21 protein-coding genes are annotated in these 22,379 nt (G+C 66.7%); 8 read left to right on the top strand and 13 right to left on the bottom strand.

What is annotated here, in order from left to right:
* Positions 1 to 4 precede the first annotated feature (4 nt).
* From AC1D1F_RS12310 to AC1D1F_RS12295, 4 genes are all read right to left on the bottom strand, one after another.
* On the bottom strand, positions 5 to 883 hold the full coding sequence (locus AC1D1F_RS12310; RefSeq protein ID WP_477696740.1) for an NmrA family NAD(P)-binding protein: 879 nt from the start codon (positions 881 to 883) through the stop codon (positions 5 to 7).
* Between the two features lie 134 nt (positions 884 to 1,017).
* Positions 1,018 to 1,488 (bottom strand): ester cyclase, encoded by a 471-nt coding sequence (locus AC1D1F_RS12305; protein WP_477696739.1) that lies wholly within the window; start codon positions 1,486 to 1,488, stop codon positions 1,018 to 1,020.
* A 39-nt stretch (positions 1,489 to 1,527) separates the two neighbouring features.
* Complete coding sequence (locus AC1D1F_RS12300; RefSeq protein ID WP_477675494.1) at positions 1,528 to 2,451, bottom strand: NADP-dependent oxidoreductase; 924 nt, start codon at positions 2,449 to 2,451, stop codon at positions 1,528 to 1,530.
* An 18-nt stretch (positions 2,452 to 2,469) separates the two neighbouring features.
* On the bottom strand, positions 2,470 to 2,937 hold the full coding sequence (locus AC1D1F_RS12295) for an ester cyclase (RefSeq protein WP_477696738.1): 468 nt from the start codon (positions 2,935 to 2,937) through the stop codon (positions 2,470 to 2,472).
* 101 nt (positions 2,938 to 3,038) lie between these two features.
* Between AC1D1F_RS12295 and AC1D1F_RS12290 the strand changes: the two genes are divergently transcribed.
* Both AC1D1F_RS12290 and AC1D1F_RS12285 read left to right on the top strand, forming a co-directional pair.
* A complete protein-coding gene (locus tag AC1D1F_RS12290) occupies positions 3,039 to 3,950 on the top strand; it encodes a LysR family transcriptional regulator (protein ID WP_477696737.1) in 912 nt (303 codons plus the stop codon).
* A 176-nt stretch (positions 3,951 to 4,126) separates the two neighbouring features.
* Positions 4,127 to 6,883, top strand: a complete 2,757-nt coding sequence (locus AC1D1F_RS12285) for a polysaccharide deacetylase family protein (RefSeq protein WP_477676511.1) — start codon at positions 4,127 to 4,129, stop codon at positions 6,881 to 6,883.
* Between the two features lie 122 nt (positions 6,884 to 7,005).
* Here AC1D1F_RS12285 and AC1D1F_RS12280 read toward each other — a convergent pair whose 3' ends face one another.
* Entirely contained in the window at positions 7,006 to 7,509 is a 504-nt protein-coding gene (locus AC1D1F_RS12280; RefSeq protein ID WP_477676510.1) for a hypothetical protein, read from the bottom strand.
* Positions 7,510 to 7,728: 219 nt separating this feature from the next.
* Here AC1D1F_RS12280 and AC1D1F_RS12275 point away from each other — a divergent pair, with 219 nt between their 5' ends.
* Positions 7,729 to 8,913 (top strand): NAD(P)/FAD-dependent oxidoreductase, encoded by a 1,185-nt coding sequence (locus tag AC1D1F_RS12275; RefSeq protein WP_477696736.1) that lies wholly within the window; start codon positions 7,729 to 7,731, stop codon positions 8,911 to 8,913.
* A gap of 7 nt (positions 8,914 to 8,920) precedes the next feature.
* Here the strand turns inward: AC1D1F_RS12275 and AC1D1F_RS12270 are convergent, their stop codons facing one another.
* Positions 8,921 to 9,919 (bottom strand): SLAC1 anion channel family protein, encoded by a 999-nt coding sequence (locus AC1D1F_RS12270; protein WP_477676508.1) that lies wholly within the window; start codon positions 9,917 to 9,919, stop codon positions 8,921 to 8,923.
* 124 nt (positions 9,920 to 10,043) lie between these two features.
* On the opposite strand from AC1D1F_RS12270, the gene AC1D1F_RS12265 reads away from it, so the two are divergent.
* Positions 10,044 to 11,021 carry a GlxA family transcriptional regulator gene (locus AC1D1F_RS12265; protein ID WP_477676507.1) on the top strand — a complete coding sequence of 326 codons (978 nt, stop codon included), beginning with the start codon at positions 10,044 to 10,046 and terminating at the stop codon, positions 11,019 to 11,021.
* A 104-nt stretch (positions 11,022 to 11,125) separates the two neighbouring features.
* Positions 11,126 to 12,322, top strand: coding sequence for a Fic family protein (locus tag AC1D1F_RS12260; RefSeq protein WP_477676506.1), 1,197 nt, complete (start codon positions 11,126 to 11,128; stop codon positions 12,320 to 12,322).
* An 18-nt stretch (positions 12,323 to 12,340) separates the two neighbouring features.
* On the opposite strand, the gene AC1D1F_RS12255 is transcribed toward AC1D1F_RS12260, so the two are convergent.
* Positions 12,341 to 13,351 (bottom strand): aldo/keto reductase, encoded by a 1,011-nt coding sequence (locus AC1D1F_RS12255; protein ID WP_477676505.1) that lies wholly within the window; start codon positions 13,349 to 13,351, stop codon positions 12,341 to 12,343.
* A gap of 145 nt (positions 13,352 to 13,496) precedes the next feature.
* Between AC1D1F_RS12255 and AC1D1F_RS12250 the strand changes: the two genes are divergently transcribed.
* The gene (locus tag AC1D1F_RS12250; RefSeq protein WP_477676504.1) at positions 13,497 to 14,426 is read left to right on the top strand and encodes a LysR family transcriptional regulator; all 930 of its coding nucleotides are present in this window, start codon (positions 13,497 to 13,499) and stop codon (positions 14,424 to 14,426) included.
* 6 nt (positions 14,427 to 14,432) lie between these two features.
* On the opposite strand, the gene AC1D1F_RS12245 is transcribed toward AC1D1F_RS12250, so the two are convergent.
* A complete protein-coding gene (locus tag AC1D1F_RS12245; protein WP_477676503.1) occupies positions 14,433 to 14,987 on the bottom strand; it encodes a carboxymuconolactone decarboxylase family protein in 555 nt (184 codons plus the stop codon).
* A gap of 183 nt (positions 14,988 to 15,170) precedes the next feature.
* Between AC1D1F_RS12245 and AC1D1F_RS12240 the strand changes: the two genes are divergently transcribed.
* Positions 15,171 to 16,025 carry an AraC family transcriptional regulator gene (locus tag AC1D1F_RS12240; RefSeq protein WP_477676502.1) on the top strand — a complete coding sequence of 285 codons (855 nt, stop codon included), beginning with the start codon at positions 15,171 to 15,173 and terminating at the stop codon, positions 16,023 to 16,025.
* 3 nt (positions 16,026 to 16,028) lie between these two features.
* On the opposite strand, the gene AC1D1F_RS12235 is transcribed toward AC1D1F_RS12240, so the two are convergent.
* From AC1D1F_RS12235 to AC1D1F_RS12220, 4 genes are all read right to left on the bottom strand, one after another.
* Positions 16,029 to 16,361, bottom strand: a complete 333-nt coding sequence (locus AC1D1F_RS12235) for a helix-turn-helix domain-containing protein (RefSeq protein ID WP_477676501.1) — start codon at positions 16,359 to 16,361, stop codon at positions 16,029 to 16,031.
* A 130-nt stretch (positions 16,362 to 16,491) separates the two neighbouring features.
* The gene (locus AC1D1F_RS12230) at positions 16,492 to 16,833 is read right to left on the bottom strand and encodes a DoxX family membrane protein (RefSeq protein ID WP_477676500.1); all 342 of its coding nucleotides are present in this window, start codon (positions 16,831 to 16,833) and stop codon (positions 16,492 to 16,494) included.
* A gap of 32 nt (positions 16,834 to 16,865) precedes the next feature.
* Entirely contained in the window at positions 16,866 to 17,765 is a 900-nt protein-coding gene (locus AC1D1F_RS12225) for an SDR family oxidoreductase (protein ID WP_477676499.1), read from the bottom strand.
* Positions 17,766 to 17,829: 64 nt separating this feature from the next.
* The gene (locus AC1D1F_RS12220) at positions 17,830 to 18,585 is read right to left on the bottom strand and encodes a glucose 1-dehydrogenase (protein WP_477676498.1); all 756 of its coding nucleotides are present in this window, start codon (positions 18,583 to 18,585) and stop codon (positions 17,830 to 17,832) included.
* A gap of 170 nt (positions 18,586 to 18,755) precedes the next feature.
* On the opposite strand from AC1D1F_RS12220, the gene AC1D1F_RS12215 reads away from it, so the two are divergent.
* The gene (locus tag AC1D1F_RS12215) at positions 18,756 to 19,652 is read left to right on the top strand and encodes a LysR family transcriptional regulator (RefSeq protein ID WP_477696734.1); all 897 of its coding nucleotides are present in this window, start codon (positions 18,756 to 18,758) and stop codon (positions 19,650 to 19,652) included.
* Between the two features lie 11 nt (positions 19,653 to 19,663).
* Here AC1D1F_RS12215 and AC1D1F_RS12210 read toward each other — a convergent pair whose 3' ends face one another.
* Positions 19,664 to 22,087 carry a glucose/quinate/shikimate family membrane-bound PQQ-dependent dehydrogenase gene (locus AC1D1F_RS12210; RefSeq protein WP_477696733.1) on the bottom strand — a complete coding sequence of 808 codons (2,424 nt, stop codon included), beginning with the start codon at positions 22,085 to 22,087 and terminating at the stop codon, positions 19,664 to 19,666.
* Positions 22,088 to 22,379 lie beyond the last annotated feature (292 nt).

Raw genomic sequence — 22,379 nt, 5'->3', positions numbered from 1 at the left:
GACGTCAGGCCTGCCGCCCCACCAGCGCCTGCACATAGGCGCGCAGCGTGGTGCGGCCGCGCACGGGGGCATCGGCGGTATAGGGCCGGTCGCGCGTGAGGCGCGTCATCTCGGCATAGGACTTGGCCGCGGCGGGCGAGAAGCCCATCGCCTGGAAAGCCTCTACCCATTGCTCGCGCGACGCGACGCGTACCGACACCGGCTTGCCCAGCGCCTCCGAAAAAGCCGCGGCCACATCGCCGGGGCCGTATTGTTCGGGGCCCTCGGCATAAAAGACGCCGGTTTTTTCAGCCGGCTCCGTCATCAGCCGCGCGGCAAACTCGCCCAGGTCTTGCGGCGCGACCATGGGCAATTTGAAGTCGGGCGGGAACATGGAGTCGATCACGCCTTCCTTCTTCGCCGTCTGCAGCGACGCATCCCAGTTGCTCATGTAGTAGGCCGCGCGTATCACGCTGAAGGGAATGGGCTGGGCCTCGAGGGCTTTTTCCATGTCGTAAAGAATGCCCAGGTCGCCCGCGCGCTCGACGGGCTGCGCGCCGTAGGTCGACTCGGCCACGATCTTCTCAAGGCGCGTGCCTTGCAGCGCTTCGATGATGGACCTCACCGTGGCGCGCTCTTCGGCATCTGTGTCGACGGAGGGGGCGGCGGACGGGTTGAGCAGGAAGAGCCGCGTGCCCTGCTGGAATACCTTGCGCAGGGCCGGTACGTCATGGACGTCGGCCAGCGCGACCTTGGCCCGCTGGGGCACTTCGTGCTTGGCCTTGCCGGCCCTGCCGGACTTATCGGGGTCGTGTGTGACAAGGGTGACGGGCTCGCCCGCTTCGATCAGGCGTTTAACGAGTGCCGAGCCGACGTGCCCGGTTCCACCAAGAATGATGTGCATGGGAATCTCCTGTTTGAAAACTTCCATGCTCGCGGCGGGCGCGGCGGCTCGGTGACAGCCGGTGTAGCCCTGGGGAGTGGGAATGCGCTGACAAGCGCGTGGGCCCTTGATCGCCCCTGCACGCTCGCGCGGCTTTAGTGCCGCTGGAGCTGCTCGACAGCCCCATGCCAGTCTTCCACGTGGTAGCTCAGCACGATTTTGTTGTCCTCGACGGTGTGGATGTCGATGGCCATGATCTCGAAGCCGCGGCCCGTGAAGGGCGCCCCTATGAAGGGAGCGACGGGCGTGGCGGTGGCACGGCCGCGAACCACAAAACGATTGCCGACCTGCAAAATCTCTTCGACCTTCCAGCTCAGGTTGGGAAGGGCGCTGCCGACGCGCTGCAGCTGCGCCAGGAACTGGTCCCGCGTCTTCACCGGGCTCGCGTAGTCGCCGATGCTTCGCCAGTCGGGTGAGAGCACCCTGGCCATGCGTGCCGGAAGGTCGGGGCTGGTGGTGCCGCTCAGCACGTCGCTGTAGAGCGCCTGGACCACATCCTGGTCGGCGGCCTGGACCGCACCGGCGAGGCCGCTTGCCATGGCGAGGGCCGTGAGTGTTTTTTTCATGTGTTGATCTCCGTGTGGGTAAATGGATTGGCAAGCGCCTCAGTGCGAGGGCCGCACGATGACCTTGCCGCGGGCGTGGCCGCCCGCCACCTGCTCCAGCGCGGCGCGCGCGTCATCGAGCGGATGAATCGTGTCCAGCACGATCTGCAGCTGCTTGGCCTTGAAGCTTTCCAGGATGCGGGACAGGGCCGCGGCATCGTGGTTGAAGAACACAAAGGAGCCGTGCTGGCTGCCGCGAGGCTTGACGGCGAAGTCGACGGTGCTGACCACCGCGCCCTGGGGGGCGAGCACCTGCCATGAACGTTCGAGCGTGTCACCGCCCACCGTGTCGAGGACCAGGTCCACCCCGCGCAGCAGGCCGGCGAAGTCCTGGCGCTGGTAGTCGATCACCTCGTGGGCGCCGAGCTCCCCGGCCAGGCCCAGGTTGCGCGCCGAGGCGGTGGCGATGACATGCGCCCCGGCCTGCCGGGCGAACTGCACGGCGAAGCTGCCGACACCGCCCGCGGCCGCATGGACCAGCACACGCTGCCCGGCTTGCAGCTTGCCGGCGCCGAACAGGGCCAGCCAGGCCGTGCCCGCGGCCGTCGGCAATGCGGCGGCCTGCTCGAAACTCATGTCGGCCGGCACGAGGCTCAGGGCTTCCGCGGGGACGACGGCCGCCTGCGAAAACGCACCGCCGGCGGTGGGCTCCAGGCGGCCCACCACGCGGTCGCCGGGTTTAAAACCGGCCACGCCGGGGCCGACCTGCCGGACCACACCGGCCAGGTCGGTGCCCAGCGCGTAGGGCAGGCTCACCGGAAACACCTGCTGCATATACCCGGCCAGCATCTTGAGGTCCAGCGGGTTCACGCTCGCGGCTTCGATGCGCAGCAAGACCTGGCCCGGGCCCGGTTCGGCCGCCGGGACGTCGTCCAGCACGGCCAGGCTGGGGTTTCCGAATTCGAGGATACGAAGTGTCTTCATGGCTTGGTTCCCGATGGCTCAGTTGTTGTTGAGCGCGGGGAAAGCGCCGAGCTGCAGGAACAGGCCGAACCAGTCCTCCAGGTGCCAGGTCCGCTTGATACGGTCGCCCTCGAATTCGTGGAACTCATGGATGCGGAAGCTGACCTTTTTGCCGGTGGCCGCAATGCCGAAGAGCGGCCCGCGGTGGGTGCCGGTGATCTCGGCGCGCACCGCGGCACGGTCCTGGCTCATCAGCACATCGTGGGCCGTGATGCGCACGTCGGGCAGCGCTTCGATGAAGCCGCGGATGATGGGCTTGAGGCCTTCCGGCCCGGGGCCCTGGCCGGGCGCCAGGGGAATGTCGTCCCAGTCGGCGGTGACGGCGGCGTCCATCAGGTCGGGGTTCTGGTCGCTGAAGGCGCGGTACAGCAGGTCTATGGACTGGCGCCGGGCCAGGTCCTGCGCTTGCTGCTGCGTTGCGTGGCTGCCGGGGTTTGGGTTGCTCATTGCGGTGATCCTTGTGTTGGTGTGATGAAGCAATGGCGGAATTCTGGGCGCCGCGTTACCATCTGTCCAACAAATGATCTGTATAAATGAGTATTTGATTTATGGATTTTCATGGTGTTGACCTGAACCTGCTCGCGGCCTTTGCCGCGCTGATGGAGGAGCGCAACGTGACCCGCGCCGCGGTGCGCGTGGGCGTGAGCCAGCCGGCGATGAGCGCCGCGCTGTCGCGCCTGCGGACGCTGCTGGAAGACCCCTTGTTTCTGCGCAGCGCCGAGGGCCTGCTGCCCACGCCGCGCGCCAGGGACCTCGCCGGGCCGGTGGCTGAGGCGCTGCGGCAACTGGAGGCGGTCCTGGTGAAAAAGCCCGTGTTCGACCCGGGCAAGGTGAGCATGGATTTCACCCTCGGCCTGTCGGACTACCCGGCCTTCGTGCTGCTGCCCGCCCTGCTGGGCGCGCTCGAGAAGAAAGCGCCGGGCATCTCGCTGAGCGTGCGCAGTTTCAGCAGCCGCGACAGCGCCGTCGACCTGCTCGACGCCGGCTTGATCGATGCGGCGGTGGGCGTTCCGCCGACGCAGGCGGAGAGCAGGATTTTGACCCGCCCCATCCTGCGTGACGACTTCGTCACGATCGTGCGCCGCGACCATCCGGACGCGCGGCGCGGCATGAGCATGAAAACCTTTCTGTCGCTGCAGCACGTCCTGGCCTCGCCCGAAGGCGACCGCCATGGGCTGGTGGACGAAGCGCTTGCGCGGCTGGGCAAGCGCCGCACGCTGGCGCTGAGCCTGCCGCAGATGTTTGCCGTGCCGGCGGTGGTGGCCCAGACCCGGATGACGGCCACGGTGATGAAACGCGTGGCCCTGCATTCACCGGCGCGGCGCATGCTGGTGCTGTTTCCACCGCCGGTCGCGCTGCCGGAAGTGCGGTTCGACCTCCTCTGGCACAGGCGCAGCGACACGCACCCGGCCCAGATGTGGCTCAGGGCGTTGATGGAGTCGCTGGCGAAGTCCCTGTAGCCTTGCTCCTTCCGCCAGCGGGAGAGGGAGTTGAATCAAAGCGCCTGCAGCCCACCCACGGCGCAAAGCTATGATCCACCGCACAGGGGGTGCGCCGCCACAGGCAGGGCCTGGGGCGCGCCGGAGGGCGATGAACCAATACCCGGCGCGGCCGGGCTTGCCATAACAACAACACCATGACACCAAAAACAAAACTGGTCCTGGCGGCCACGGGGACTGTACTGCTGCTGGCCGTGGGGACGGCCGTCGTCATCGGCCTGGACAGCCGGGCCTGGCGCGGCAAGCAGGACAAAGCGGCAGTTGCCGCGGTGGCGGTGGCGACCGCCGAGCCGCTGGACACAAGCAAACTGCTGACGGGCATGCAGGAGCTGCTGGCCGGCTACCGCAAGATCATCGTGCTGTTCGCCGACGAAAAAGCCTTGGGTGTGAACGAGCGCGCCATGGCCAACCAGGTGGGCCAGGGCCTGTTCCATGAGAACCGCGAGCGCGTGGCCGCGCTGGAGGCGCAGATGGCGGCGCTGGCGGCCTCGGGCAACGCGCAGCGTTTTGATGCGGTGGCCGGCCTGCTGGACTACATCGAGAGCGACAAGAACCTGTTCGACGCGGACCGCCTGGCGTTTCGCGAACTGCTGCGCAGCCTGCAGGCGGCGGTGGCGGCGGATTCCTCGCTGCCGGCCATCAAGCTGCACAAGCGCATCGGCGAAGACCTGGACGCGCTGCAGGAAATCGAGCGCAACTACGAGAAAGAAATCCGCCTGGTGTTCGGCCGCTTTGAGCCGCGCGCGATTGAACTCAAGCGCGAGCGCTGGGAAGACTATGTGGCCAGCCTCAAGAAGCTGTACACGCGCGCGCAGATCCTGAAGGACTTCGGCGTGGTGATGCCCTACCCCGCCCCTAAGGCGCCCACGCGCAAGGCCAAGGGTGAGGAAGAGGGCGAGGTGTTCGGCTACAGCCTGCCGCCCAAGACCATCGTGCTGACCTTCGACGACGGCCCGCACGGCGTGTACACGGCGGAGATCGCGGCCATCCTCAAGCAGTACGGCGCGCCGGGCATCTTCTTCCAGGTGGGCAGCAACCTGGGCACGGTGGCGGCCGACGGCAAGACCAAACTGGGCCCGCGCGCCGATGTGAGCCGCAAGCTGCTGGAGGCGGGCCACACGCTGGCCAACCACAGCATGACGCATGCGCAGCTGTCCAAACTCAAGGGCGAGGGCCTGAAGTCGGAGGTGATGGGCACCGACGAGCTGCTGAAGGCTGTGGACGCGCGGCGTTCGCCGCTGTTCCGCTTTCCCTACGGCGCGCGCAACGACGAGGGCCTGGACCTGCTGTCGGGCGCGCAGCTGCGTTCGGTGATGTGGAACATCGATTCGCTGGACTGGGCCGACCCGGTGCCGAGCTCCATCGTGGAGCGCGTGCTGCGCACGGTGGACAAGGAAGGCCGCGGCATCATCCTGTTCCACGACATCCATGAGCGCACGGTGAAAGCGCTGCCGGCGATCCTGGACCGGCTGTCGGCCGAGGGCTATCAGTTCGCGGGCTGGGACGGCAACGGCTTCAGCGTGGCCAAGGGCGGCAATAACAACACGGCCATGCCCGCGCCAGTGGCGGCCAACCCGGGCTACAGCGATTCATGGGCCATCGTGATCGGCATCGACGACTATGCGAACTGGCCCAAGCTGCAGTACGCGGTGCGCGACGCGCGGGCGATCCGCGAGGCGCTGGTGCAGCGCTTCGGCTTCAGCGCGGACCACGTGCTGTCGCTGGAGAACCGCGAGGCGACGCGCGCCGGCATCCTGGGGGCATTCAACGACAAGCTGGCGCGCAGCGGCATGAAAAAGAACGACCGGCTGTTTGTGTTCTTCGCGGGCCACGGCGCGACGCGCCAGCTCAGCTCGGGCCGCGACCTGGGCTACATCATTCCGGCCGATTCAGACCCGAACAAGCTCGCGACCGACGCGGTGCCGATGACGGAGCTGCAGAACATCGCCGAGAGCCTGACGGCCAAGCACGTGCTCTTCGTGATGGATGCCTGCTACAGCGGCCTGGGGCTGACGCGCGGTGCGGGCTCGGGCAACTTCCTGCGCGACAACGCCAAGCGCCTGGGCCGGCAGATGCTGACGGCGGGCGGCGCCGACCAGCTGGTGGCCGACGGCGGGCCCAACGGGCATTCGGTGTTCACCTGGACGCTGCTGCAGGCGCTGACGGGCAAGGCCGACCTCAACGGCGACGGCCTGATCACCGCGACCGAGCTGGCCGCCTATGTGGCGCCGGCAGTGGCCGCGGTGTCGCGGCAGACGCCGGCCTTCGGCAGCTTGCCGGGTTCGGAAGGCGGCGACTTTGTGTTCGCGCTGCCGGCGGAAGCGGAGTTCCTGAGCGCGCAGACCAGCCAGCTTCCGCTGGACGCGATCGCGCTGAACAGCAAGCTGGACGCGACACGGCCGCCGGCGGTTGCCGCCGCGCCCACCACCACGGGCGACAGCCCTCTCGCCTTGCCGGCATCGGCCACGGTGATGGTGAAAGACTTGCAGGGCGGCGAGCAGAAGATCGTCACGCCGCTGGCCGTGCCGAGTTCGGCGCGCCAGCTGGCGCAGCGCGCCAACGACCGCGGCCTGCAGCTCTACAAGGAAAAACGCTATGCTGAAGCCGAAGCGCAGTTCACCGAGGCGCTGAAGCTGCGTCCCGACTTCGCGCTGGCCGCGAACAACCTGGGCTTCGTCTACTTCAAGCAGGACAAGTTCAAGGAAGCGGCGCGCTGGTTTGAGAACACCGTGAAGATGGACCCCTCGCGCGCGGTCGCCTACCTGAACCTGGGCGATGCCCATGCGAAGGCCGGTGACGGCGAGAAGGCGAAGAAGGCCTTCGGCGCCTACCTGGAGCTGGCGCCCACGGGGCCGGGCGCGGCCCACGCGAAGCAGCAGATTGAGAAGAGCTGAGGAACGCAAACCGGCGCAGGATTCGAAGCGCAAAAAGTAAAGGGGGCAGGTGATAAACCTGCCCCCTTTTTTTTGTTGGGCTCGCTGATCAATGATCAGCGGCCCATCTTGCGCAACGGCAATTACTTGCTGCCGGCGGCTTTCACGTCGGCCTTGGCTTCGCCCTTGGCGGCGCTGGTGTCGAGCTTGGCATTGGCCTTGTCGGCCTCGGTCTTGACCTTCAGGGAATCGACCTTGGCGTTGGCGTCAACCTTGGTGGAAGCGGCCTTGGTGTCGGCCTTGACGCCGGCTTTTTCGGCTTTGGCTTCGGCCTTGGTTTTGTCTTCGGGGTCTGCCTTGGCGGCTTTGGCTTCAGCCTTGGCTTTCACCTTGGCGGCCTTGGCATCGGCCTTGCTGCTTTTCTCAGCGGCTTTGGCTTCGGCCTTTTCAACTTTGGCGTCGGCCTTGGCATCGACCTTGGCTTCGCTCTTCGCGGCGGCGGCGACGGACTTGTCGGCCTTGGCTTCCGCCTTGGCAGCCGGCGTGGCCGGGGTAGCCGGCGTGGCGGGCGTGGCGGGCGTCGCGGTTTGCGCGGAAGCGATGCCGACGAACAGGGTGGCGATCAGGGTGGCGAGCAGTTTGTTCATGAGAAAGTCCTTTCAGGATGGATTGAAGCTTGGACCGTTGTTGTCACGGTAGCCTCGTGTTCAACGGCCTGCACGCGGCGCTGTTGACCCGGCACACACAAGCTTGCATTTGCGGCCCACGCTTTACATGTTTTGTCGCTGTACGGCGACAAATGCGCGGGCAAGCTGCGCCGCATGTAGGATGAGGCGCATCGGGAACGCAGGACAAGATTGAACGACATGAGCAGCACAACACCTTCACAAAAAATCGTGATCGCGGGCGGCGGCGTGATGGGCAGCGCGATCGCGTATTTCCTCGCGAGCCATCCGCGTTTTGCCGGCGAGATCACGGTGCTGGAGCGCGACCCGACTTATGCGCAAGCTTCGTCGGCGCTGTCGGCGAGTTCGATTCGCCAGCAGTTCTCGCAGCCGGTGAACATCGCGGTCTCGCAGTTCGGCATTGAATTCCTTCGCAACATCAAGCAGCACCTGGCTGTGGACGGCGAGGTGCCCGGGATCGGCCTGGCCGAGCGCGGCTATCTGTACCTGGCGACGGAGGCCGGTGCGGCTACCTTGCGCGAGAACCATGCGACGCAGCGCGCGCTCGGCGTGGAGGTGGCACTGCTTGAACCCGATGCATTGCGGCAACGCTTTCCGTGGCTGAACGTGGACGACCTCGCGCTGGGCTCTTTGGGCCTCAGCGGTGAAGGCTGGTTTGACGGCTACGGCCTGCTGATGGCCTTCAAGCAGAAAGCGCGCAGCCTCGGTGTGAAGTACCTGAAGGCCGAAGCCACGGGCTTTGTGCACCACGCGGGCCGCGTGAACGCGGTGAACCTGCAAGGTGGCGCACAACTGCCCTGCGACTGGGCGGTGAATGCGGCGGGCGCCTGGGCACGGCCGCTGCTGGCGGGCACGGGCCTGGACTTGCCGGTCTATGGGCGCAGGCGCTGTGTGTATGCGTTCGCCAGCCCTGCGAAGACACCCGATTGCCCGCTGGTGATTGACACCAGCGGCCTGTGGTTCCGGCCCGAAGGCGAGATCTGGATCTGCGGCCTGTCGCCCGCCGAGGGCAGCGACGACAACGACGCACCGCTCGAGGTGGACCATGAGCTCTTCGACCAGGCCTGGCTGACACTCGCGCATCGCGTGCCGGGTTTTGAGGCGCTGCGCCTGCAGCGCGCCTGGGCCGGCTATTACGAATACAACACGTACGACCAGAACGCGCTGCTGGGCCCGCACCCGGCCTTGCCGAATCTGCTGCTGGCCAACGGCTTCAGCGGCCACGGCCTGCAGCAGTCGCCGGCCGTAGGGCGCGGTATCGCGGAGTGGATCTGCGATGGGGCTTACACCAGCCTGGATTTGTCGCCGCTGTCGGCGCAGCGGCTGCTGCGGGGCGAGACCCTGGTTGAGAAGAACGTCATCTAGGCTTTGCTTAAGTGGCGAACAGCTTGCCGTTGAACACCCAGTACAGGGTGCGCACCGTGAGCACGACCAGCGCCAGCGTCAGCACCGCCAGCAGCAGACCGGCCAGCCCATGCAGCACCGCACCGCCGCGCGCCTCTGAATAGACGATGGCGGCGCTGGCCAGCGCGGCCATGGGGAAGCTGACGGCCCACCAGCCGGGCGAGAAGGGCACGTCGCGCCGGAACACCTTGGGCGAAACCACCACGAAGACAAACAGCGCGAAGTAAAACAGCGCACCGGCGAAGCGGTCGACCTGGCCGAAGACATTGACCCAGGCCAGGAAGCCGACGGCAAAGGGCGCCATCAAAATCATCAATGAAGGCCGCATGCCCAGCGGCAGCGGTTCACCGTGGGCCAGGCGGTGGATGATGAGCGTCCACAGCACCAGCGCGACCATGGCACCGACGGCCATGGCCAGCAGGTTGATTTCACCGGCCCAGGCCATGGGCATGTGGCCGCCGGTGACGCCGATGTCGAGCACGCCGACGCCGGGGATGATCCACACCGGCAGCATGTGGGCGGCGGCCAGTCTGCCCTGCAGCAGGCGGCTGCCGGTCAGCAGGCCCAGCGCAGAGGTCACCACCAGGCCGGCCGTCCACAAAGCTTGCGCGAAAGCCTGGCCGTAGGGCATGAGCACCGAGGACAGCAGCAGCAGGGAAATCGCGAACTGGCCGAAGAAGTTACCCGAGACCGGGTCGGTGAATTCGCGGCGCACGGCATCGCGGTGCAGCGCGAGCTTGGCGAGGTAGCCGGCCGAGTGCGCGACGAAGACGGCCAGCGCGAAGAAGCCCATGGCTTCGCCGACGGCAGCGGGCGCGCCGAAGGCCGGCACGGCGAGCCGCCAGGCCAGTGCCATGCCGGCCAGGCCCATGACGGCGCCGTAGAGGTTGATGGGCAGCTGGCGTATGGAATAGGCGCCTGCGGGAAAAGCCGGGGAGCTTGCGGTGGAGGCGGTGGTCGTGTTCATCGAGGCCTTGGGGGGTTTGCAGTGGGGTCTGCAAAGTTGGCTGAATTTGTCGTGTACGCTATTTTCGGCTATGCTGGTTTTTTGCGAGGCCGCAAAAGCAGCCGATCCCGCCAAAGAGGCCCCCATGTCCGCCACCTGCCAGGTTTGCATACTCGCCGTCCCGCGTGTCCAGCTGCTGGACGTGATCGGGCCGGCCGACGTTTTCGCCGAGGCCGCGCAGCAGCTGGGCAATCCGCGCGCCTACCGGCTGCAACTGATCGGCACGCAGGCCGGCGAGCTCAAGGGCAGCAACGGCATGCGCATGGTGGTGGACAGCACCATCCACAATCACCGCGGCCGTATCGACACCCTGCTGGTGGCCGGCAGCCCGCTACCCGAAGAACTGGCCGGCAAGGCGGAAACCAGCGCCTGGCTGCAGCGGCAGGCACGCTCGGTGCGGCGCCTGGGATCGGTCTGCACCGGCGCTTTTTTGCTGGCGGAAGCGGGCCTGCTGGACGGCAAGCGCGTGGCCACGCACTGGAATTCGACCGAGCGGCTGGCCGCCTGCTTTCCCGCGTTGCGGGTGGAGGCCGACGCGATTTACGTGAGGGACGGCAACACCTACACCTCGGCCGGCGTGACGGCAGGCATGGACCTGGCGCTGCATCTGGTGGAGGAAGACCACGGGCGCGACATCGCGCTGAAGGTGGCGCGCAAGATGGTGATGTTCCTCAAACGCCCGGGCGGGCAGTCGCAGTTCAGCGCGCACCTGGCGGCGCAAACGGCGGACAAGTCGGTGGTGCGCGAGATCCAGGACTATGTGCTGGCGCACCTGGGCGCGGACCTCTCGGTGCCGGCGCTGTGCCGGCGCGCCGCGATGAGCGAGCGCAATTTCGCGCGCGTGTTCCGCGCGGCCACCGGTGTGACGCCCGCGGCCTTTGTGGAGGCGGCGCGCATCGACGAAGCGAGGCGCCAGGTGGAAGCCTCGGAAGTGCCGATCAAAAAACTGGCCGATTCGCTGGGCTATGCCAATGTGGACGGCTTCCGGCGCGCCTTCGCGCGGCGCCTGGGCGTGAGCCCCAAGGATTACCGCAGGCGCTTTGCGGGGTTGGGGGCGGCTTGAACAGGTGGCCGGTTGTCAGTTTGCGTGTGGGGAAAAGGCCGCGATGAGGCGTATTTGAGGAAATACGCCTCATTTTTTGATGCGTATTTGCTAAAATACGCATCATGCCGTCCCAAACCTCATTTCCCAAGCCAGCCTATGTGTGGCAACAGCCGGGCTGGCCGGCGCTGGTGTTTGACGCCAGCGCGCTTGAGCATGACCTGAACCTGGCGCGCCTGGAGCAAGGCCGGCTACTCGGGCAGATGCAGGCCATAGGCTTGGCGGAGGCGCAGGCGATCACCGGTGAATTGTGGGTTCAGGAGGCCATGGCCACGGCGGCCATTGAAGGTGAAAAACTGAACCTGGACGCGGTGCGGTCTTCCGTGTGCCGGCGGCTGGGACTGGCGGACCTCCCCACGCAGGACCGCCATGTGGAAGGGCTGATCGAGCTGATGCAGGACGCGACGGACGGCTATCAATCCGTGCTGGATGAAGACCGCTTGTGCCGCTGGCAGTCGGCCCTGTTCCCCGGCGGCACATCGGGCTTGCGCAGGGTTGCCGTGGGGCGCTACCGCGACCATGCGGACGAGATGCAAATCGTCAGCGGCCCGCTGGGCCGGGAGAAGGTGCACTACATCGCGCCAGCATCCAGCGACGTAGGGGCGCAGATGCAGCTGTTTCTGGCCTGGTTTGAAGACACGCGCCCCGCGCAGCGCACGGCGGCCCAGCCGGCCGCCCCTTCCATCAACGGCATCGCACGCGCCGCCATCGCGCACCTGTGGTTCGAGTCGATACACCCGTTTGAAGACGGCAACGGCCGGGTCGGCCGGGCGATCGTGGACATGGCGATCGCCCAGGACATCGGCTCATCGGCGCGTCTATTCGGGCTCTCGCGGCAGATGTTCGAGTCAAGAACGGCCTACTACGACGCGTTGAACCAGGCACAGCGGGGCAGCCTGGACGCCACGCCCTGGGTTCAATGGTTTGTGCACGCCTTCACGGCCTGCTGCCTCAGGTCGCAAGCGGTGGTGACACAGGCGCTGCAAAAAACGGCGTTCCGCCTGCGCGCCTCCGGCTTTTCCCTGAATGAACGGCAGAGCAAGGTATTGGCTCGCCTGCTGGAGGCCGGCGATGGCGGCTTCCTGGGCGGCATGACGACCGACAAATACAGCAAGATCACCGGCACCTCCACAGCGACGGCAAGCCGCGACCTCACGGAGTTGCTGCAGCACGGCTTGCTCACGGTGACGGGCGTTGGCAAGGCAACGCGCTACGCCGTCAATGTGGAAGGTTGGAACGCCACGGGCAACGCGCCGGCCTGACCGCGTCTAGAGCCGCTCTTACTTCTCGCTGTCCAGATGCGCCATCTGCTCAGCCCCATAGCGCGTGCCGGCCACGGCATCGACAGGCAGTGCGGCTTCAATGCGCTTGAGGTCGTCACTGCTGAACGCGAGCTTGAGCGCACCCAGTGATTCATCGAGCTGTTTCAGCGTGCGCGAGCCGGCCAGTGCGACCATGTCCAGGCCCAGGGCCTTGCCGCGCGCGAGCACCCAGGCAATGGCCACCTGCGAGGCGCTGGCGCCCAGGCCGGTGGCGAGCTGCTGCAACACGCCCGCGAGCTGCTGGTTCTTGACGGCGTTGTCGCCGGTGAAGCGCGGCAGGTGGGCGCGGAAGTCGCCGGGACCCGTGGGCTTGGAGCCCGACAGCAGGCCACGCGAGAGCACGCCGTAGGCCGTGACGCCTATGCCCAGGCGCTTGAGCACGGGAAAGATGTCGGCCTCGGGCCCGCGGCTGAGCAGCGAGTATTCGATCTGCAGGTCGGTGATCGGGTGCACGGCGTGGGCTTTCTGGATGGTCTCGATGCCGACTTCGCTGAGGCCGATGTGGCGCACAAAACCGGCTTTGACCATGTCGGCGATGGCGCCTATGGTGTCTTCGATGGGCACGTTCGGGTCCAGCCGCGCGATGCGGTAGATGTCGATGTGGTCGGTGCCCAGGCGCTGCAGGCTGTAGGCCAAAAAGTTTTTGACGGCGGCGGGCCGGCCGTCCATGCCGATCCAGCCGGCACTCGGGTCGCGCAGCGCGCCGAACTTGACGGAGACCAGCGCTTCGTCGCGCCGGCCCTTGAGTGCGCGGCCTATCAGCATCTCGTTGTGGCCCATGCCGTAGAAGTCGCCGGTGTCTATCAGGTTGACGCCGGCGTCGAGCGCGGCGTGGATGGTTGCGATGCTTTGCGCCTCGTCACTGGCGCCGTACATGCCGGACATGCCCATGGCGCCCAGGCCGATGGCCGAGACGGATTGCGGGCCGCTGAAGCCCAGGCGGGTGGAGGAGAGGATGTTGCGGGTCATTGGGGAGCCTTTCGGTGAATTCGGAGTCAGTGTTTGTGTGAGCGGGTAGAAGGACTGTATTGGCATCGAATAAAAGAATAAACTGCCGCAATTCAAAATAACTGTTATCGATTTCAAGAATAAATAAGGCGAAAAGGCATATGCCATGAGTGTTGACCGCTACAAAGCGATGGAAGTGTTTAACCGCGTGGTGGAGCTGGGCAGCTTTACCGCGGCGGCCACGGCCCTGCACATGCCCAAGGCGCGTGTGACCACGACGGTGCAGGAGCTGGAAGCCCACCTGGGCGTGCGCCTGCTGAACCGCACGACACGCCGGCTCAGCCTGACGGACGACGGCGCGCTGTATCACCAGCGCGCGCTGGCCATGCTGCAGGACATGGGCGAGCTCGAGGGCACGCTGCGCCGCGCGGTGGCCACGCCGGCCGGGCGGCTGCGCGTGGACGTGCCGGCCGCCGTGGGCCGGCATGTGATCTCACCGGCGCTGCCGGAGTTTTTCAGGCGCTATCCGGACATGGTGCTGGAGCTGGGCAGCACCGACAGGCCGGTGGACCTGGTGGCCGAGGGCGTGGACTGCGTGATACGTGGCGGCCTGGTGCACGACGAGACCCTGGTGGCGCGGCCGCTGGGCCGGCTACGCGTGGTGACCTGCGCCGCGCCCTCTTACCTCGCGAAGTACGGCACGCCGCAAACGCTGGAAGACCTGGAACAGCACCGCTTCGTGAACTTCCATTCCGCGAAAACCGGCAAGGTGTTTCCGTTTGAATTTTCCAGAGGCGGTGACGCGCGGCAGGTCCACCGCCCGCACTGGGTCAGCTGCAACGATGCCGACAGCCACATGGGCGCGGTGCTGGCCGGCCTGGGCCTGTCGCAGCCGCCGCTCACGCGCCGCACCTGCGCGCTGCTGGCCAGCGGCGACCTGGTGCGCGTGCTGCCCGACTGGCAGCCTGAGGACCTGCCCATGATGGTGCTCTACCCGCGCAACCGCCACCTGACGGCCAAGGTGCGCGCCTTCGCCGACTGGGTGGCCGAGGTGTTCAAGGCGGAGTTCGCAGCCGGGGCCGGACTCTACCCGTGAACGCTGTCAGGCCGCGGCGCGGCTCAGCTTGACGGGCGCGAAATCGACAGGCACGGCAAATGCCACGTTGACGTAGTTGGTGAAGAGGTTGAGCGCCACGTGCGCGAGGATCTCCACGACCTGTTCGTCGCTGAAGCCCGCCTGGCGCACCGCCTGCACGTCGGCCTCGGAAATATTGCCGCGCCCGTTCACCAGCTTGAGCGCAAAGGTGAGCGCCGCCGCCGTGGCCGGGTCGGTGGACTCGCCGCGCTGCGCGGCGGCCATGCCTTCGGCGCTGACGCCGGCTTTGCGACCCAGCGCGGTGTGGGCGGCCAGGCAGTATTCGCAGGCATTGCGGTCGGCGACGGCGACGGCAATCTGCTCGCCGAGTTTGGCGTCGATGACGCCGCCGCCCAGCGCACCAAACGAGCCCCACATGCTTTTGAGCGCAGCGGGCGAATTGGCGACGGCCTTGAACATATTGGGCGTGGCGCCAAAGGCCTGGTTCACCTGGTCGAGCAGGGCCTTGCGGTCGGCGGTGGTGGAACTGGCGCTACGGTCTATCAATGGAATGCGTGACATGGTGGAGTCCTTGAAAAGTCGGGGTTGAAGGGAAACATCTCGCGCGGCGGCGGCCTTAAGGCCTGTCGCTGCACAGGGAGCAGTTTCGCGCGACAATCAGGACGCTTTGGATGAATTCGTCCACATAATCATCCTTATCGTACAAATCACTCACCCATGCTCGCCACTCAGAGAGACACGCCCATGACCGAAGGACTGGACCGGCTTTCCGCCCTGATGGACCGCTTTCGTGTGCGCGCCCATATGTTTCACAACGGGCCGCTATGCGGCGTCACGCATTTCACGCCTGAGGCCGGGCTGGGGTTTTTGCATGTGATGCGGCGCGGGACCATGGTGGTGACGCACCGCACCGGAAGCGGCGCGCCGCAGCGGGTGGAGGTCAGCGAGCCCAGCCTGGTGTTTTACCCGCGGCCGCTGGCGCACGACTTCCACAACGCGCCGGTGGAGGGCGCCGACTTCACCTGCGCGACGCTGGCCTTTGACGGCGGCGCCGGCCACCCGCTGGCGCGCGCCTTGCCGGCACTGGTGGTGTTGCCGCTCGCGCGCGTGCAGGGGCTGGAGCACACGCTGGCCTTGCTGTTTGCCGAGACCGAACAGGTGCGCTGCGGCCGGCGCCTGCTGGCCGACAGGCTGTTCGAGGTGTTGTTGCTGCAATTGCTGCGCTGGCTACTGGACAACCCACAAGAGGGCGGCCTGCCCGAAGGCCTGCTGGCGGGCCTTGCCGAGCCGCGCCTGGCGCGAGCCTTGTCCGCCGTGCATGAAAACCCCGGCGAGGCCTGGAGCCTGGAACGCCTGGCGCAATCGGCCGGCATGTCGCGCAGCGCCTTCGCGCTGCTGTTCAGGCAGAAGGTCGGGCAAACGCCGGCGGACTACCTGGCCTGCTGGCGGCTGGCGATCGCACAGGCCGAGCTGCGTGGCGGCCAGTCCCTCAAGGCGATTGCCGCGCAGCTCGGTTACGCGAATGCATCGGCGCTGTCGCGCCTCTTTGTGCGGAAGACGGGCGTCTCGCCTCGGGAATGGGCGAAGGGGGTGATGTAGCACTCACCGGCCAGCGCGAACTTCACGGCGAGCCTTGCCGCCCAACACGAAACCCCGCGCAGCATCCTGGTAAGCAGCATCTTGCGCAGCGCTGGCCAGCGCGGCTTGCAGGCTTTGATCATCCAGCGCCCAAAGCAGGCGCGCGACGTCCGAAAAACGGGTGGACAGGGCCCCCGCCTCCACAGCGATCACCGTGAGGCGGCTCACATCCGCCCGCATGGCAAGGTCTGTCTGGGTCAGGCGCCGGGCGCGCCGCATCAGGCGGATGCGCTGCCCCACTTCAGTCACAAATTGCGTGACTTCCAGGGGTTCGGAGAGAGGGTCTTTGCGGGCCAAACGGAATCAAAAATGTATTAAATTACAGACTTAATTTCATTATTTATCTGTATTTTCATACTTTTTTGATTTACATACAAGCATCGGCTTAACCTGTAGCCAGCGCGCCTGTCGTGACGCCTGGACCGGCCTATCTGGCGGCAGCCGATGTGGCCAGCAGCACAAAGCCGCCAGCCAGCGCAAGGTTCTTGAAGAAATGCAGCACCTGGTTGCGCAACTCCTGCGGCGTGGCAGCCCAGAAGTCATGGGCGAGCAGGGCGTCGACCAGCAGGAAGGCCGCAGCGGCCAGGGCCAGCCAACGAACTTGCCAGCCGAAGGCGAGCGCCAGACCTGCGGCGACTTCGACGGCGCCCACAGCGGCGGCCGTGTAGTTGCGCTGTTTTGCCGAGTCAAGAAAGTGTGACGCGCCAGGGCCCATGAAGGCCAGGGCCATCAGCGTGCGGCCCAGGGGCAGGACGAGGGTGGGGTTCATGGTGTGCTTTCTGATGAAGTGGAGGCGAGCACTCAGGCCGCGCGGCGCATCACGGGCTTGAGCATGTCGGCGATGCCGATGCGGTGGGCGAACTCTTCGCGCACGCGTTCAGCCACCACGGTGACTTCAGCGGCGCCGTCGTCGATGAAGTCGGTCACCGAACGGAAGGGCCGTGTGCCGGCGGGCAGGCCGACGATGCGGGTGATGTCGTCGGCCACGGCCTGCGGGTCGGCATCGGCCGGGCTCAGGGCCGAGAGGCGTTCGCCGACCTTGTCCATCACGCCGTCATAACGCGCATAGGCGCCGGCGAGGGCCGCGTCGGCCGGCTTGCCGGCGCTGGGGAAGTGGGCCGTGCCTTTGGTGAAGGCGCCGGGCACGACGATGGAGGTTTCGATGCCGAAGCGGGCGAGTTCATAGGACATGCTGACAGCCATCGAATCCATGGCGGCCTTCGCCGCGGCGTAAGGGCCGAGGAAAGGCGGGAAACCGCCGCGCACCGTGCTGCTGCTGACCCACAGCAGCAGGCCGGCTTCGGCCTGGCGCATGGCCGGCAGCGCGGCGCGGTTCACGCGCTGGGCGCCCAGGAAGTTGGTGTCCAGCACCTTGATGATTTCTTCGGGTGTGTAGGCCTCGCTGGGGCCGACCACCAGGTGGCCGGCGTTGTGCACAAGCACGTCGAGCCGGCCCTGCTCGGCCAGGATGCGGGCCACGGCGGCATCGGCCGAGGGCTGCGAGAGCACGTCGAGTTCGACGGCGCGCAGGTCCAGGCCCTTGGCGAAACTCCAGTCGCGCAGTTCGCGCACCTTGGGCGCGTTGCGGCCTTCGACGTCGCGCATGCTGGCATACACGGTGTGGCCGGCCTGGGCCAGGGCGCGGGCGCTGAGATGGCCTATGCTGGTGGAAGCGCCGGTGACGAGGATGATGGATTTCATGGTGTGTGGCTTTCTGAAGAGGGTTTGGAAAAAGTTGTGGATGTGTCGGTGAAAGTGCGTGCGCTTAGACAACGCCACCATTCGCGCGGAGCGTCTGTCCATTCACCCAGGCCGAGTTCTCGCTCACGAGGAAAGCCACCGCACTCGCGATGTCCTCCGGCGTACCCAGGCGTTCCAGCGGCGCCATCTTGGACATACGTTCCACCATCTCGGGCGTCTTGCCGTTCAGGAACAGTGCGGTGGCCGTGGGGCCGGGGGCGATGGCGTTGACGCGGGTGTTTTTGCCGCGCAGCTCCTTGGCCATGATGTTCGTGAAGGTTTCGACCGCGCTCTTGGTCGCGCCGTAAACCGCGTAACCGGGCAGGGCCAGGCCGATCACGCTGGTCGAAAAGTTGACGATGCGGCCGCCGGGCTGCAGGCGCGCCGCGGCTTCACGCAGGGTGTTGAAACTGCCCTTGACGTTGACGGCGAAGAGGCGGTCAAAGGTGTCATCGTCCGTGTCGGCCAGGGCCGGCAACGTGGGCGGCATGATGCCGGCGTTGTTGATCAGCACGTCGACGCGGCCGAAGGCTTTGATGCTTTCGTCAAACAGCTGCTTCACGGCAGCTGAACTCGATACATCGGCCTGCACGGCGACGGCCTTGCCGCCAGTTGCGGTGATGGACTGCACCACGGCCTGGGCTTCTTCAGCCTGGCCGGCGTAGTTGACGATGACGGCGTAGCCCTCTTGCGCGAGGCGCTGTGCGACGGCGGCGCCTATGCCGCGCGAGGCGCCGGTGACGATGGCAACCTGGGTGGTGTTGTTGCTTGAAGCGGTCATTTGAAACTCCTGATGGTTAAAAGTGGGCGGGCTCTGACTGCCTGCGGCGCTCAGTGTGTTGTGCGCTTTTGGTGAGCCAGTGAAGCTATTGTTCTATTCAATCCACATACGATAAATACCGTAAACTTGCCATCACTGTTCAACAATCACCAACAATAGAAGCGCACGTTATGGACCGTTTTCATTCGATGCAGCTCTTTACCCGCATCGTCGAGCTGGGCAGTTTTACGAAGGCGGCCGACGACCTGGGCCTGCCGCGCGCCACGGTGACGCACGCAGTGCAGCAGCTTGAAAAACGCCTGGGTGTGCGGCTGTTGCAGCGCACCACGCGGCATGTGAGCCCCACGCAGGACGGCGCGGCCTACTACGAGCGCTGCCTGCGCCTGCTGACGGATCTTGAGGAAGCCGAGTCGGCCTTTGTCAACACGGGCAGCAAGCCGCGCGGCAAGCTGCGCGTGGACTTGCACGGCACGCTGGCCAAGCATTTTTTGCTGCCGGTGATTGGGCAGTTCTTTGAGCGCTACCCGGACATCGAACTGGAGATCGGCATGGGCGACCGGCTGGTGGACCTGGTGCGCGAGGGCGTGGACTGCGTTCTGCGTGTTGGCGAACTGGCCGAGTCCAGCATGGTGGGGCGGCGCGTGGCCTTGCTTGAACAGGTGACCTGCGCGAGCCGCGAGTACCTGGACCAACACGGCACACCCGACACGCTGGAGGCGCTGCGCGGCCACCGCGCGGTGAACTTTTTATCCAGCCGCACCGGCAAGGCGCTGCCCTTTGACTTCATCGTGGACGGCGCGCCGCGCCAGGTGCAGCTCAAGGGCTCGGTCGCGGTCACGGACGCCGACGCCTACAAGGCCTGCTGCGCCGCGCACCTGGGTTTCATCCAGGTGCCGCGCTACCACCTAGCCGCGCAACTCGAAGCGGGCGCGCTGGTGGAGGTGCTGGTGCAATTCCGGCCGGCACCCATGCCGGTGTCGGTGCTGTACCCGCACCACCGCCAGCTGTCGCCGCGCGTGCGGGTGTTTGTGGATTGGGTGGCCGACACGATGAGCCGGGCCGGATAAGAACGGTTCAACTAGCGCGGCAGCGCGTAGGCCCGCACATAGTCGCCTGCGCGCGTCCCCAGCGAGCCGTGTCCGCCGGCAACCACGAGCACGTACTGCCGGCCGTCGGCGCCGGTGTAGCTCATGGGCGTGGCCTGCCCGCCGGCGGGCAGGCGCGAGGCCCAGAGTTCGTCGCCGTTGTTGACGTCGTAGGCGCGCAGGTAGTTGTCTACCGTGCCGGAGAGGAAGGCGACGCCGCCGGCCGTGGCGAGCGGGCCGCCCAGGCTGGGCACGCCCATGCGGAAGGGCAGTTGCAGGGGCGTGAGGTCGCGCACCGTGCCGTTCTTGTGCTGCCACGCGATGCTGCCGGTGCTGAGGTCGGCGCCGGCCACATAGCCCCAGGGCGGCGCCTGGCAGGGAATGCCCAGCGGTGACAAAAAGGCGCTGAGCTTGACGGCAAAGGGCGCGCCGAAATTTTCATTGAGCGAGGGCAGGCTGCCTTCGGGCCGTTGCTTGCCTTGCACCATCAGTGTCGTGTCGTCGGTGCGGGGCACCAGCTGCGAGACAAAGGCCAGGTAGGTCGGTGTGGTGAAGGCCATCTGCCGCACCGGGTCGACGGCCACGCCTCCCCAATTGAAGACGCCGAAGTTGCCGGGGTAGACCAGCGTGCCCTGCGTGGAGGGCGGCGTGAAGCGGCCCTCGTAGCGCAGGCGGTGAAAGGCGATGCGGCAATAGAGCTGGTCGAACATCGTCGCGCCCCACATGTCGCGGCCGGTCAGCGGCGGCGGGTTGAAAGACAGCGCCGACTTCGGCTGTGTGGGCGCGCTGTGGTCGCCCTGCGCGGCGCCCTGCGGCGCGGGGACTTCGCTGACGGGCAGCAGCGGCGTGCCGGTGCGGCGGTCCAGCACAAAGATCTCGCCCTGCTTGGTCGGCTGCACCAGGGCGGGCACACGGTTGCCGTTGATGTTGAGCTCCAGCAGGCTGGGCTGGGCCGGCACGTCGTAGTCCCAGAGGTCGTGGTGCACGGTCTGGAAGTTCCAGCGCACCTTGCCGGTGGCGAGATCCAGCGCAACGACGGAGGACGAATAGGTTTCCACCGCCGGGCTGCGCTGGCCGCCCCACTGGTCGGGCGGCTGGTTGCCCAGGGGCACGTAGACCATGCCCAGCGCTTCGTCGACGCTGGAGATCGACCAGCTGTTGGGCGAATTGGCGGTATAGGTTTCACCGGGCTTGAGCGGCGCGCTGCTATCGGGCCGGCCTGAATCCCAGGCCCATACCAGGGCACCGGTGTTGATGTCGAAGGCGCGGATGACGCCGGACTGCTCTTTGGTGGAGACGTTGTCGAGCACGGTGCCGCCGACGATGAGGAGGCGCGAGCTCACCACCACGGGCGAGGTCGAATAATAGGCGCCGGGCTTGAGGTTGGGCATGCCGGCCCAGAGGTCGATCTCGCCCTTGCCGCCGCCGAAGGCCGTGCAGGGCTTGCCGCTGTCGGGGCTCAGCGCGATGACGCGCCCATCGGCCGTGGGCATAAAGAGTTTGGCCGCGCATCCGCCGCCGGCGGCCGGAGTTGCCGGGACAGGTGCGGCGGGCGGCGGCTGGTAGGACAGGCCGCGGCAGGTCAGGTGCTGCAGCGCGAGCTTGTTCTGGATCTCGGGGTTGAAGCGCCAGATCTCGGCGCCGGTGGTGGCGTCGAGCGCGATCACCGACTGGTGCGGCGTGCAGAAGAACAGCCGGTTGCCGACCTTGAGCGGCGTCACCTCGAAGGTGGTTTCTTCCGGGTCGCCGGGGCGGCCGCGCATGTCGCCGGTACGGTACTGCCAGGCGATCCCGAGCTGCTTGACGTTGTCGGGCGTGATCTGCGCCAGGGGTGAATAGCGCTGGCCGTGGCCGGTGCGGCCGTAAGCATGCCAATCTTCCGCCGGCACGCCGTCGGCCGGCGACGGCGCGGCCACGGTTCCCATGGGCGGCAGCGGCAGCATGCCCACCAGGCGGTTGTCGTCATGGAACCAGGTGACGACCGCCGCGACGAGAAACGCGCCCAGCACGGAGCCCAATGCCCAGCGGCCGCCGCGCGCGCCCGTCACGCCTTCATGGCCGGCCTCGCCTATGGGCCAGGTGCGGGCGATCCAGGGCGCCGCCAGGAACAGCCCGATGACAAACACCACGCCGCCGCGCGCGGCCAGCGGCCACCAGTCCAGCCCGGTCTCCCAGATCGCCCAGGCCAGCGTGCCGCCAATCAGCACGGCAAACACCCAGAGCGCGGCGGGGCTGCGGCGCATCAGCAGCACGCCCGTGAGCACAAAGCCCAGGCCTGCCAGCAGGTAATACCAGGTGCCGCCCAGCACGCCCAGCCAGGAGCCGGCCAGCAGCAAGGGCACGCCGAGCACCAGCAGCACAAGGCCCGTGACCCAGGGCGTGCGGCGACGGAGGGGGTCTATGTTGGAAGAAGGCATTGTTGTTCTTGGGCCGGCGCGCTCAGCCGTGGCATCCCACACAGCATTCAAAAAAAGCGCAGCGGCAGACAGCCAATCTAGCGCGTGCGCGCCGCCTGGTGCGTCAGCCTGCGGCTGACACGGCTGTAGGAACGCGGGCGGGCCATCTCGCACCGGGCATGCGGTGCATTCCTACATGCAGCACCGGAAATGCCCGGCGCGGCACGCGGGCGGCAGAGGCGATCTTGAGGGGTCGGCGGTGCCTTCGCGCGTGATGCGCGGGCGCTGCATTTCACCCACTTTTCCAGGAGCT

The organism is Polaromonas sp. P1_H6 (genome assembly GCF_056405195.1).
This window is presented reverse-complemented; position numbering and strand designations above follow the sequence as displayed.